The organism is Thermus sp. LT1-2-5 (assembly GCF_040363165.1).
Taxonomy (GTDB): domain Bacteria; phylum Deinococcota; class Deinococci; order Deinococcales; family Thermaceae; genus Thermus.
Genome location: NZ_BSRG01000007.1, coordinates 32,269 through 42,004, shown reverse-complemented (window position 1 = coordinate 42,004; position 9,736 = coordinate 32,269). Strand labels below are relative to the sequence as shown.

General features: G+C 68.3%; 14 protein-coding genes. 5 read left to right on the top strand and 9 right to left on the bottom strand.

Annotation, left to right across the window (positions count from 1 at the left end; all coding sequences use genetic code 11):
- Nucleotides 1-63 precede the first annotated feature (63 nt).
- From ABXG85_RS08220 to ABXG85_RS08210, 3 genes are read right to left on the bottom strand one after another with little or no spacing between them, the layout of a single operon-like run.
- Complete coding sequence (locus tag ABXG85_RS08220; protein ID WP_353513236.1) at nucleotides 64-963, bottom strand: heme/hemin ABC transporter substrate-binding protein; 900 nt, start codon at nucleotides 961-963, stop codon at nucleotides 64-66.
- Nucleotides 960-1,574: a DUF3386 family protein gene (locus tag ABXG85_RS08215; RefSeq protein ID WP_353513235.1), complete on the bottom strand. Its 615-nt coding sequence runs from the start codon at nucleotides 1,572-1,574 to the stop codon at nucleotides 960-962. Before ABXG85_RS08215 ends, ABXG85_RS08220 begins: the two co-directional genes overlap by 4 nt.
- Nucleotides 1,567-1,887, bottom strand: a complete 321-nt coding sequence (locus ABXG85_RS08210) for an antibiotic biosynthesis monooxygenase family protein (RefSeq protein ID WP_353513234.1) — start codon at nucleotides 1,885-1,887, stop codon at nucleotides 1,567-1,569. Before ABXG85_RS08210 ends, ABXG85_RS08215 begins: the two co-directional genes overlap by 8 nt.
- A 179-nt stretch (nucleotides 1,888-2,066) precedes the next feature.
- Between ABXG85_RS08210 and ABXG85_RS08205 the strand changes: the two genes are divergently transcribed.
- From ABXG85_RS08205 to ABXG85_RS08185, 5 genes are read left to right on the top strand one after another with little or no spacing between them, the layout of a single operon-like run.
- On the top strand, nucleotides 2,067-2,657 hold the full coding sequence (locus ABXG85_RS08205; protein WP_353513233.1) for a hypothetical protein: 591 nt from the start codon (nucleotides 2,067-2,069) through the stop codon (nucleotides 2,655-2,657).
- 55 nt (nucleotides 2,658-2,712) lie between these two features.
- A complete protein-coding gene (locus ABXG85_RS08200) occupies nucleotides 2,713-3,129 on the top strand; it encodes a hypothetical protein (protein ID WP_353513232.1) in 417 nt (138 codons plus the stop codon).
- Nucleotides 3,130-3,140: 11 nt separating this feature from the next.
- Complete coding sequence (locus ABXG85_RS08195) at nucleotides 3,141-3,575, top strand: hypothetical protein (RefSeq protein WP_353513231.1); 435 nt, start codon at nucleotides 3,141-3,143, stop codon at nucleotides 3,573-3,575.
- A complete protein-coding gene (locus ABXG85_RS08190; RefSeq protein ID WP_353513230.1) occupies nucleotides 3,572-4,228 on the top strand; it encodes a response regulator transcription factor in 657 nt (218 codons plus the stop codon). Before ABXG85_RS08195 ends, ABXG85_RS08190 begins: the two co-directional genes overlap by 4 nt.
- The gene (locus tag ABXG85_RS08185) at nucleotides 4,225-5,424 is read left to right on the top strand and encodes a HAMP domain-containing protein (protein ID WP_353513229.1); all 1,200 of its coding nucleotides are present in this window, start codon (nucleotides 4,225-4,227) and stop codon (nucleotides 5,422-5,424) included. The genes ABXG85_RS08190 and ABXG85_RS08185 overlap by 4 nt, the downstream gene beginning before the upstream one ends.
- On the opposite strand, the gene ABXG85_RS08180 is transcribed toward ABXG85_RS08185, so the two are convergent.
- From ABXG85_RS08180 to ABXG85_RS08155, 6 genes are read right to left on the bottom strand one after another with little or no spacing between them, the layout of a single operon-like run.
- Nucleotides 5,421-6,170, bottom strand: a complete 750-nt coding sequence (locus ABXG85_RS08180; protein WP_353513228.1) for a hypothetical protein — start codon at nucleotides 6,168-6,170, stop codon at nucleotides 5,421-5,423. The two genes, ABXG85_RS08185 and ABXG85_RS08180, sit on opposite strands and share 4 nt — an antisense overlap.
- Complete coding sequence (locus tag ABXG85_RS08175; protein WP_353513227.1) at nucleotides 6,167-6,679, bottom strand: nitrous oxide reductase accessory protein NosL; 513 nt, start codon at nucleotides 6,677-6,679, stop codon at nucleotides 6,167-6,169. Before ABXG85_RS08175 ends, ABXG85_RS08180 begins: the two co-directional genes overlap by 4 nt.
- A gap of 41 nt (nucleotides 6,680-6,720) precedes the next feature.
- Entirely contained in the window at nucleotides 6,721-7,161 is a 441-nt protein-coding gene (locus ABXG85_RS08170) for a hypothetical protein (RefSeq protein WP_353513226.1), read from the bottom strand.
- Between the two features lie 13 nt (nucleotides 7,162-7,174).
- On the bottom strand, nucleotides 7,175-7,873 hold the full coding sequence (locus ABXG85_RS08165) for a nitrous oxide reductase accessory protein NosL (protein ID WP_353513225.1): 699 nt from the start codon (nucleotides 7,871-7,873) through the stop codon (nucleotides 7,175-7,177).
- Nucleotides 7,857-8,534: an ABC transporter ATP-binding protein gene (locus ABXG85_RS08160; RefSeq protein WP_353513224.1), complete on the bottom strand. Its 678-nt coding sequence runs from the start codon at nucleotides 8,532-8,534 to the stop codon at nucleotides 7,857-7,859. The genes ABXG85_RS08165 and ABXG85_RS08160 overlap by 17 nt, the downstream gene beginning before the upstream one ends.
- Entirely contained in the window at nucleotides 8,513-9,697 is a 1,185-nt protein-coding gene (locus ABXG85_RS08155; protein ID WP_353513223.1) for a right-handed parallel beta-helix repeat-containing protein, read from the bottom strand. Before ABXG85_RS08155 ends, ABXG85_RS08160 begins: the two co-directional genes overlap by 22 nt.
- Nucleotides 9,698-9,736: the final 39 nt, after the last annotated feature.

Here is a 9,736-nt window from a genome sequence, read left to right as displayed (position 1 = left end):
GCTTGCCCAGGAGGAGCAGGAGGAGGAACGCCTTAAACACCCCGCGAAGGAAGAGGTACGACCTCACGGCCCCACCTCCACAAACCCCTCCTTTAGGTAGGCGGCCCGGAAGAGGTCCAAGGCGGCTCGGCCCGCCCGAGGGCCGAAGCTTCCCAGGTAAAGGTCGTCCATGGCCACCACCTTCCGCTTCTGCCCTGCCGGGGTTTGGGCCACCCCAGGAAGCTTGAGAAGCCCCTCCAACCCCCCCACGCTCTCCAGGCCTTTTTTGAAGACCACGATGACGTCCGGCCGGGCCGCCACCACGCTCTCCGCCGTCATGGGCTGGCACTCCCGAATGCCCTGGGCGGCGTTCTCCAGACCGGCGAGCTTCATGACCCCCACCGGGGTGCTCCCCTCGCCGCAGACAAAGGTGGTGCCCGGACCTCGCAGGTAGAGGAAAAGCCCCTTTAGCTTTGGGGAAGCGCGCTGGGTCTGGAAGGCGCGGAGAGCCAGGAGATCGCGCTCCAAAGCCCGGACCAAAGCCTCCCCCCGCTCCGCCTGGCCCACCGCCTGGGCCACCACCCGGATTTTGGCCTTGGCCCCCTCCACGCTGGGCTCTGCGGGCACCAGGACCACCGCCACCCCCGCCTGGCGGAGCTGGTCCACCACCTGGGGCGGCCGCACGTCCTCGCGGCCGATGACCAAGGTGGGCTTGAGGGAAAGAATGCCCTCGGCGGAAAGGCGGAACTGGTAGCCCACGCTGGGAAGCCTCAGGACTTGGGGCGGGTAGTAGCTGGAGTCGTCCCGGCCCACCACCTTATCCCCCACGCCGACGGCGAAGAGAATCTCCGTGGTAATGCCGTCTAGGCTGACGATGCGTTCTATCGAACGCACCTCCACCGCTTTGCCGGTGGCGTCCACCGCCCGGTAAGGCTGGGCCAGGGCCGCCAAAAACACCCAAGCCAAAACCGCCAGCTTTCTCATGCCGCCACCTCCACGTTCTCCAAGCGAAGCACCAAGGTCTCTAAGCCCTCCCCTTCCACCACGACTTCCCGCTCCACAGGAAGCCAAAGGTCTCCGAAAGCGGCGTACTCGTCCCGGAAGCGTTCCACTTTGAGTAGCCTGCCCCGGGCGTCGCGATGGACCAGGAGGAAGCGGTGAGGTAGGAGCTTTTCCCCGACCTCCTTCCAGGCCTCGAGGTGGATGCGAAACGAGCCTTCTGTCAGGTGGCGCTCGATGACGTGAAGCCGCCCCTCGCGGACCCATATGCGGGAACGAAAGGGGTCCTCCAGGGCGAGGGCCGTACCCATAGGACCTTCCTCCACCAAGCGCATGGGGTAGCGGCCCTCGCCCTCTTCAAAGGGAACGGGGCGGCGGTGGCCTAGAAGGGAAGCCAGCTCCTTTTCCGCTAGGGGCCCCACGCCCTCGGGCAGGTCCACTTCGGGGCGGAAGCCTTCCGCCCGCACCTGGCCGAAGTACCAAAGCCCCTTAACGTAAAGGGCAAGGCGGGCGGAGAAGCCAGGAAAGTCCTTGGGGAGGGTGTACACCCGCTCCCGCGCCCGCTTGAGAAGCGCCCAAACCGGAGCCTCAACCACCTTGCACCTCCGAGTCCAGGAAGGCCACGAAGGTTTCCAAGCGGTTCGGACCCCGGAAGGCTTCCTTGGGCAGGGTTCCGCTGCGGGCGTGGCCCTCCCGGAAGGCGGGGCTCTCGGTCCAGGCGCGGAAGGCGGCCTCGCTCTCCCAGAAGGTAAGGACGATGTAGGGATCCTCGGGGTTTTGCGGCCGCAACACCAGGTTGCGGAGGAAGCCGGGCATCCGGTCCACCAGCCGGGCTCGAGTGCGGAAAACCTCCTCAAATTGCTCGGCATACTCGGGTTTTACCGGTATGCGGTTCATCACCACGAACACGCCATCACCTCCTCAAGGAGGAGGGTAGGGGAAGGGGGGCAAAAAGTCAAGTATTCCGGTCGGATTTTATGGATATTGCGAACGATAACCGCTTGCAGGAAGCGGCTCGCCTTTCCACCGTCGTCCCACAAAACCCTCCTACTCTTAGGGGGCCCTTCGGGGCAGAAGGAGGTATAAGGATGAAAAAGCGGCTTCTGACCACGGCAATTTTGGCCCTCGGCTTGACGGGTTTGGCCCAGCCCGCGCCGCCGCCCCCTGGCGGCCCGGCTCCCGCTCCCGCGCCCATGCAACCCTACGGCTACGGCTACCGCGAGGCGGAGCGGGCCGCTCGGGAACTGAGCCGCGCCCAGTACCTCTCCGGCCTGGTGGGGCAAAGCCCCCTGAAGGCCGCCGCCGACGCCCTCTTGCGCCAGGCGCAAGGGGAGTACCAAGGGGGCCAGCACTTCCGGGCCAAGGAGCGGGCCCACGCCGCTAGCCTGATCTACGAGGCCCTCCGGTTCCTGGAGGTGGCCCCGAGCGCCTACCCCATCCCCATGGGGCCTGGCCCGCGGGGCCGCAAAGGCTACGAGGCGCCCTACCGCGCCCAGGAAGCCATCGCCCGGGCCGAGTACGAGGCGAGCTACTACCGGGTGAGCCGGCCGGAGGTGGGCCGCCTTCTCCAGGAGGCCAAGGCCCTCCTAGGCCAAGGCGGCGACCTGGCCCGGGCCGAGGCCGCCCACCGGCTGGCCCGCGCGGCGCATCACCTGATCAAGGCTGAGCGGGGCTTCTAGGGCCCAAGGGGGGTGGGGCGTGGCCCCACTCCCCTCTTCACCTTTGGAGGCAAGCATGCGCACGAAAACCCTTTTTCCCCTGATCGGTCTAACCCTTCTCGCCGGCTGCGCGCCCTATGGCCCTCCCCCACCGGGGCTTGGGCCGTGGTTTGGACCAAAACGGGTGGAGGAATTCCTGGAAACCCTCCTTCTTTTGGGCCTCCTGGTCCTCCTGGTCCTGGGCGTGGTGTGGCTCCTGCGGGGGCTTCGAGGCGCCTCGCCTCTTCCCAACCCTTTCCAGGGAGGAAGCGCCCTCCCGAGCCGCCTCGAGGCCTTGCGCCGCCAGGCCCAAGGGTTAGAGGAAGAAAAAAGGCGGCGCATCGAGGAGGTGGTCCTGGCCGCCTGGGAGGCCTGGGGGAGGGGCGACCGGGCCCAAGCGGAGGCCTTAGCCGCCAAGGGGGAGGCGCTTTTAGAGCTCCTCAAGAACCCCTAAACTGGAGGGGGATGCTCCTCCTCGCCCTCCTCGGGTGGGCCCTGGCCCAGAGCCCACCGCGCCTGACCCCGGAAGAGGTCTTCGCCTTGGCCGCGCCCTACCTTGGCCCCACCCGCCTGGAACAGGTGTACAAGTTCAGCCACGGCCTCAAGCCCAAGGAGGGGCTTTGGGTGTACGAGCTCTGGGTGCCGGGCCTCGAGGTGTGGGTGGAGGCGGGAAGCCGACGGGTAGTCCTGTTCCGGCCCAAGGGCATCCCCAAGCACCTGGCAGAGCCCCACCTTTCCTTCCCCCAGGCCCTGGCCCTGGTGCGGCGCCGCTATGGGGAACCCTGGCACTTGGAACTCAAACCCAAGCCCAAGGAGCGGCTTTTGGTTTGGGAGGCCAAGGGGCCCTTCGGGGAGGTCTGGCTGGAGGCGGCCACAGGGAGGGAGGCGCTTCGCCGATGAGGGTCCTTCTGGTGGAGGACGAACCCGGGGTGCGGGCCCTGGTGCGGGAAGCCTTGGAGGAGGCGGGCTTCGCCGTGGACGAGGCGGCGGGCGTGGAGGAAGCGGAAGGGCTCCTCCTGGCCTTCCCCTACGACCTCCTGGTCCTGGACCTGTTCCTGCCGGATGGGGACGGCCTCGAGGTCCTTCGGTTCGCCCGGGGGCGGGGGCTTAGCCTGCCCGTCCTCATCCTCACCGCCCGGGACGCCTTGGAAGCCCGCCTGGAAGGCCTGGCCGCGGGAGCGGACGACTACGTGGTGAAGCCCTTCTACCCCGAGGAGGTGGTGGCCCGGGCGCGGGCCCTACTGCGCCGGAGCCGGGGTCTGGCGGAAAACCGCCTGCGGGTAGGCCGGCTAGAACTGGACCTGGAAGGGCGCCTGGCCTTTTTCCGAGGCCAGGAGGTGCCCCTTTCAGCGCGGGAGTTCGCCGTCCTGGAAGCCTTAGCCTTAAAGGGAGAAGGCTTCGCCACGCGGGAGGAGCTCTTGGAGAAGGTTTGGAACGGGGAGGAGAGCGTGGACCCCCGCACCGTGGACACCTACATCAAGTACCTGCGCCGCAAGCTGGACCCCGAGGCCATCGAAACGGTGCGGGGCCTGGGCTACCGCCTGCGGGGATGAGCCTCCGGCTTCGGATAGCCTTGCTCACCGCCTTGGTGGTGGTGGCGGGCCTAGGGTTTTCCGCCCTGGCCCTAAGGGAAGGGCTTCGCCTGGCCCTGGAGCGGCAGGCCCTAAGCGGCTTGGACAAGCTTCTCTCTAGCGTCCGCCTGATGAAAGACGAGGAGGGTAAAGCCCGCCTCCAGGTGGACGGGGAGCTCCTGGGAGCGGTCCTCCCCGGCACCCTCCTCCTGCTCTTGGGGGAAGAGGGGCTATTGGACGCCGTGGGCCTCCTACCCTCCCCCGAGGCCCTAACCGCCTTGGCGGCGGGGCAGACCCAAGGCTACCTGGTGCGGGAGGCGAGGCGGGAGGGGCTCCTCTTGAGGGCGGCCCGGGAGCGGGCTACCCTCCTCGCCCCCTTGGGCCTTCTGGACCGCTTGCTCCTCCCGGTCCTCCTCCTGGGAGGAGGGCTAGCCTTCCTTCTGGCCCTTCTCCTCTCCCGAAAGGCCCTCGCCCCCTTAGCCCGGGCCACCCTCGAGGCCCACACCCTGGCCCAGGCCCGCGCCTGGGGAAGGCGGCTCACCCCGCCCGCAAGCCCCGATGAGGTGGGGCAACTGGTGGCGGCCTTCAACCAGGTGCTGGCCGCCTTGGAGGCGGCGTTGGAGGCGGAAAGGCGCTTCGCCGCCGAGGCCGCCCACGCCCTGAGAACCCCCCTCACCCTCCTTCTCGGCCATCTGGAGCGGGGACGGCTTTGGGAGGCCCGGGCCCAGGCGGAAAGCCTGCGGGAGCTCGTGGGCCGCCTCCTCCTCCTGGCCCGGGCGGAAGCGGACGCCCTTCACCTCAAGCCCTTGGAGCTGGACACCCTGGTCTTCACCGAGGCGGAGGCCCTCCGCCCCGCCTTTCGGGCTCGAGGCGTGGCCCTGAACCTGGAGCTCCCCGAGGAGGCGGTGGTGGTCAGGGCCCACGAGGCGGCCCTACGGGCCATCGTGGTGAGCCTTTTGGAAAACGCCCTGCACCACACCGCCAAGGGGGGCCAGGTGTGGGTACGGGTTGATGGGGACGGGTTGGCGGTGGGGAACGCCCCCACCCACCCCAACCCCGGTTCGGGCCTGGGGCTCAGGCTGGCCCAGGCCCTAGCCAAGGCCCAAGGGGCGAGCCTCCGGGTGGCTCCCGGAGAACGGGCCTTCTGGGTGTGGCTGCGGCCCCAAAGGGGCGCCTAGCGGTCGCGCCGGGCGAAGATCCAGGCGCCGAGAAGGGCAAGCCCCAAGGCAAAGAGGAGGAGGTAGGCGAGGCTCCCCCAAGCCGCCACAAACCCCAGCCGCTCCGCCACCAGGTAGCCCACGGGACCGGTGAGCACCGGGGCCTTCAGTCCGGCTAGGAGGCCCACCCGGTGGAGTTCCTGCGGGTTCAGGAGCAGGGCTAGGGTGAGGAGGCCCTCTAAGGGATAGTCCCTAAGCCGCACCGCCAAGGCCACCACCAAGGGCCCATAGAGGACGTTGAGAAGGCCGTACAGGGCGAACCCGAGCCCCAGGGCGCGCCGCTCTTCCAAGAGGAGGGCGGAAAGCCCGGCGGCCACGCCCACCCAGAAGGCCAATAGGCCTATCCCGGAAAGGAGAAGCCAAAGGGCCGCCCCCCAGGAAAGGCCCAGGAGGCCTGCCCCCAGGAGGTAACCCGCAAGCAGGGGCGGAAGGAGGCCGAGAAACACCCCAAACACCCCGGTTGCAAACCCCCGTCCCGGGGAAACGGGAAGGCCTAGGAGGAAAGCCCACTCCTCCCTCGAGGCCAAAAGGGGCACCGCCAGAGCCAGGACCAGGGGGGGAAGGAGGAGGAGGCTGGTCCCGTAGAGCCCCACGAGCCCAATCCCCTCCCCTCTCCCCTGGAAGCCCAGGGCCAAGAGGGGGGGGAGGAGGAGAAGGGCGAGGGTCCAGGGGTTCCGGCCCACCTCCTTGAGGAAAAAGGCCATCATGGCGTCCTTGGGGGCGGCGAAAAGAAATCCGTGGGGACAAAGGGGCGCTTCCTTCCTTCCCGAAGCGCCTCCTCCCAGGTGAGGACCCGCCCCCCAGCCCGCTCCGGCCGCTCCTTCAGGTGCCGCTCCAGGTCTTGCCGGCTAGCAAAGACCAGTAGACCCGAGCCCATGGGGGTGCGGACCCGGGGCTGGTGATATAAAAGGGCCTTTTCCGCCGCCAGCCAGCGGGGCGCCTGACGGGTGCTGCCAAGGTAGTCCGCCAGGTAGACCTCCTGGGCCTTCAGGTCCGGCCCACCCCAGCCGTTGAGCTGGTCCAGGAGACAGGCGGGGTCATCGTAGAAAAAGGCCTTTCCCTGCGGGTTCACCGCCTGGGCCGCGTGGCGGGCGTCCAGGATGGTCATGAAGCAGTAAGGGCAGGCGTCCACCCCCACCCTAAGGGACCGGGGGGCCGCCCGAACCTGGTTCAGTAGGACAAGGACGGGAAGGGCAAGCACGTCTCTTCTTCGCATGGTTTCCCCTGCCCCGGCGGGCGACCTGCCGGGGCGAGCCGCTAGCGGTTTCGGGTCAGCGGCTTGGGCACGCTGAACGCCTCAGGATCCAAGACGGCGGTCTTGGAGTGGTAAAAGCGGGTAAAGGTCTCGTCCACCGAGAGGTCCCCAATAACCCCCACGATGCGCCAAGCGTAGTCCCCGGGAAGGGTGGGGATGAACCAGCCCCGGTAGTAGCCCGGCTGGTTGTGGACGGGGATAAGCTCCACGGCAAGCCGCTCCCCATTGGGGGCGACGATTTCGGCCTTCAGGGTACGCTCCAAACCTTCCACGGGCTTGCCGTCCAAGGTGGTAACCCTGAGGTCTAAGGAGTTGGGATACCCGGCGAAGGCGGGGTTCTGCAGGAACCCCACCACCAGGCGGTACGGCCCCACGGTACGGGACTCGTGCGCCCACGCCCAAGCCAGGGCAAGAAGGCCAAGAAGAAGCCAACGCCGCACCATTTCTCCTACCTCCTCAGGGGTGCCCGCCGTGCTCCCCTTGGTCCAAAAGGCCCGCATGCTTGGCGAGAAGGGCCACCAGGTTCATTTCCGGCAAGGGGGCGAGGTCCCAGAGGGTCTGGAAGCTATAGAAGCGCTGCCGGCCGTGCTGGCCCTTGTTCTTTTCGGCGAACTCTTGGGCCGCCTTGGCGCTGCCAAAGGCCAGGAGCTTGGCGTTCATCACCACCATCATCCGCTCCCCCCAGTAGTAGGTGGCGGCCCGGGCGGGGATGAGGCGCACCGTTTCCTGGGGACGGGCGGGGTCGTAGGCCCCTCGGTCCGTCACGTAGAAGGTGGCTCCCTCCCCGTCCCTCAGGCCATGGACCCAGGCGTAGTTCACCATGCAGGCTATACTCTCAAAGTGGAGGGCGTCCACCACCCGCTTGGGGTCATGGGGCGCTGGCCTGGGTTCGGCGAAGGCGATCTGGGAATAGGTCTGTTCAAAGAAGCCCCTCGGGAAGGTGCGCCCCCGCCACTGCCCCTCAGGGGTCTTGAGGGGCATCTCGCAGAAGGCGCACTGCCCCGTGTCCCAAGGGATGGGCTTGGGGGGCACGAAGGCCCCCGTGGGCTTGGGACCCTCCTGGCCCATCCCCGCCATCCCCCCGTGCTGGGCGAGAACGGGGGCAACCAAAACCAGTCCACCAAGAACCCGCAACAGCTCACGCCGATTCCGCATAGAGCACCTCCATTAGCCAGGGGAGCCGCTCTCCCCTCGGGCCCAACACCGTGTCGGGGTTCCCTTCCTCCAGAAGGGTTCCCCCCTTAAGGAGGAGCAGCCGATGCGCCCGCCGGGCCTCCTCCACGTGATGCAGGGCGAGGAGGACAAGTCCCGTCCGCTTCTGCCCCACCCAAGCCCAGAACCGCTCCCGCCCCTTGGGGTCCAGGGCGGCGGTGGGCTCGTCCAGGAGCCAGATGGGAGGGTCCCCCATGAGGCTGGCCGCCAGGGCCAGGCGCTGCCGCTCCCCCCCGGAAAGCCCCCCGACCCGCCGGACCAGGAGGGCGGCGATGCCCATGCGCTCCACCGCTTCCTCCAAAGCCGCCGGGGGAAGCCCCTTGAGCCGCCTGGCCCCCTCCAGGTACTCCCGGGCCTCGAGGTGGGGAAAAAGACGGGGGTTCTGGGGGAGGTAGGCCCGCAAGGGCGTCGCCCGGGGGTCGCGGGGAGAGTAGCCCAGGAGGGTGGCCCGCCCCCGAGAAGGGCGAAGGCGCCCCGCCAAGACGGCCAACAGGGTGCTCTTGCCCGCCCCGTTTGGCCCAAGAAGACCCACCACGCCCCCCTCCGCCCGGAAGGAGAGGCCGCGAAGCCTCCGGTCCTTGCTCAGGTCCTCCACCGCCACCATACCAAGCCTCCCGCAAGCCCGAGAAGGGCCAGAATCGGTTGCCCCTGGGACCCCCTGGGCAAGCTCTGGGCCCGGGTGTCCGCCAAGGCGAGAAGCCTTAGTCCCGGCACCTGGGCCTCCGCCGCCTCCCAAAGCACCACCCCGGGGGAGAGGGCGAAGAGGGAAAGCTCGGGCTGCCGCGCCAGGAGGAGGGCGAAGGAACCCGTGGGCAAGTGGGGTACTGGGAGGGGGCTTGCCCGATCGTAGGCGTTGCCCTCCACCTCCGCTCGGGCTTGGGGGTCGTCCACCAGGAGGTCGTAAAGGTTGCCCTGGAAGGCGTTGCCGTGGATGCGGGCGGAGTTGGCCCCCCGCTCCCGGGTGAGGCGCAAGGCCGTGCCGTTTTCCAGGAAGCGGTTACCCCGCACCTCCACCCCCACGGCGTCCATGAGGACGAGGCCCAGGGTGTTCCCCTGGAAGCGGTTTTCCAAAACCCGGGTTTGGCGCTCGTCCTGGACCAGGAGGCCGTAGCCCAAGGGGGTGGCGTGGTCCTCGAGGCGGTTTCCCCGCACCACATTGGAAGCCCCGTGCATGAGGGCATTGCCGATGGCGTTGGCCCAGCTCCGGTTGCCCTCCACCCGGGCCTCCCAGGTGAACATCACGTGAAAGCCGTAGCGGGTGTTGTCCCAAAGGGCGTTGCCCACCAACCGGAGCCCGGGGCTGTACTCCACATAGATGGCGTCCACGTAGCCTTCCAGATGGCTTTCCTCCACCTGGGCCAGGGGGCTGTTGTAGATGAGCACCCCAGGGGCGTTGCGTAGCCCCCTCGCCCGAAGGCGACGCACGACTAGGCCCTGGGAATCCTCCGCCCGCACCGCGGTGGGGGCGCCTTCCACGCGCACGTCCTCGAGGACGCACCCCTGGCACCCCTGTAGGTAAATGGCCGCATCTGGTTCAAAGAAGTCCTCCCTCGGCCCCGCGCCCACCACCTTGAGACCCCGCACGCGGATACCGGGGGCAAGGAGGCGCACGGTGTGCCCTTCCCTCCCCCGCACCACAGCCCCTTGCCCTTCCACCACCAAACCAGGGGTGGTTAGGACCAAAGGACCCGCCACCTCCCCCTGGAGGCGGAGGGTAGGTGCGGCGAGGGCCAAGGAGAGGAGGACAAGGACGGCCAAAAGGCGCATCACCCACACTGTAGGGCAGGGGGGTGGGACATTCGTACT

Excerpts from the sequence above, each read along its gene's own strand:
- ABXG85_RS08220 (WP_353513236.1), bottom strand. The coding sequence starts at position 963 with ATGAGAAAGCTGGCGGTTTTGGCTTGGGTGTTTTTGGCGGCCCTGGCC.
- ABXG85_RS08205 (WP_353513233.1), top strand. The coding sequence starts at position 2,067 with ATGAAAAAGCGGCTTCTGACCACGGCAATTTTGGCCCTCGGCTTGACG.
- ABXG85_RS08180 (WP_353513228.1), bottom strand. The coding sequence starts at position 6,170 with ATGATGGCCTTTTTCCTCAAGGAGGTGGGCCGGAACCCCTGGACCCTC.
- ABXG85_RS08170 (WP_353513226.1), bottom strand. The coding sequence starts at position 7,161 with ATGGTGCGGCGTTGGCTTCTTCTTGGCCTTCTTGCCCTGGCTTGGGCG.
- ABXG85_RS08160 (WP_353513224.1), bottom strand. The coding sequence starts at position 8,534 with ATGGTGGCGGTGGAGGACCTGAGCAAGGACCGGAGGCTTCGCGGCCTC.
- ABXG85_RS08195 (WP_353513231.1), top strand. The coding sequence starts at position 3,141 with ATGCTCCTCCTCGCCCTCCTCGGGTGGGCCCTGGCCCAGAGCCCACCG.
- ABXG85_RS08190 (WP_353513230.1), top strand. The coding sequence starts at position 3,572 with ATGAGGGTCCTTCTGGTGGAGGACGAACCCGGGGTGCGGGCCCTGGTG.
- ABXG85_RS08200 (WP_353513232.1), top strand. The coding sequence starts at position 2,713 with ATGCGCACGAAAACCCTTTTTCCCCTGATCGGTCTAACCCTTCTCGCC.
- ABXG85_RS08185 (WP_353513229.1), top strand. The coding sequence starts at position 4,225 with ATGAGCCTCCGGCTTCGGATAGCCTTGCTCACCGCCTTGGTGGTGGTG.
- ABXG85_RS08175 (WP_353513227.1), bottom strand. The coding sequence starts at position 6,679 with ATGCGAAGAAGAGACGTGCTTGCCCTTCCCGTCCTTGTCCTACTGAAC.
- ABXG85_RS08165 (WP_353513225.1), bottom strand. The coding sequence starts at position 7,873 with ATGCGGAATCGGCGTGAGCTGTTGCGGGTTCTTGGTGGACTGGTTTTG.
- ABXG85_RS08155 (WP_353513223.1), bottom strand. The coding sequence starts at position 9,697 with ATGCGCCTTTTGGCCGTCCTTGTCCTCCTCTCCTTGGCCCTCGCCGCA.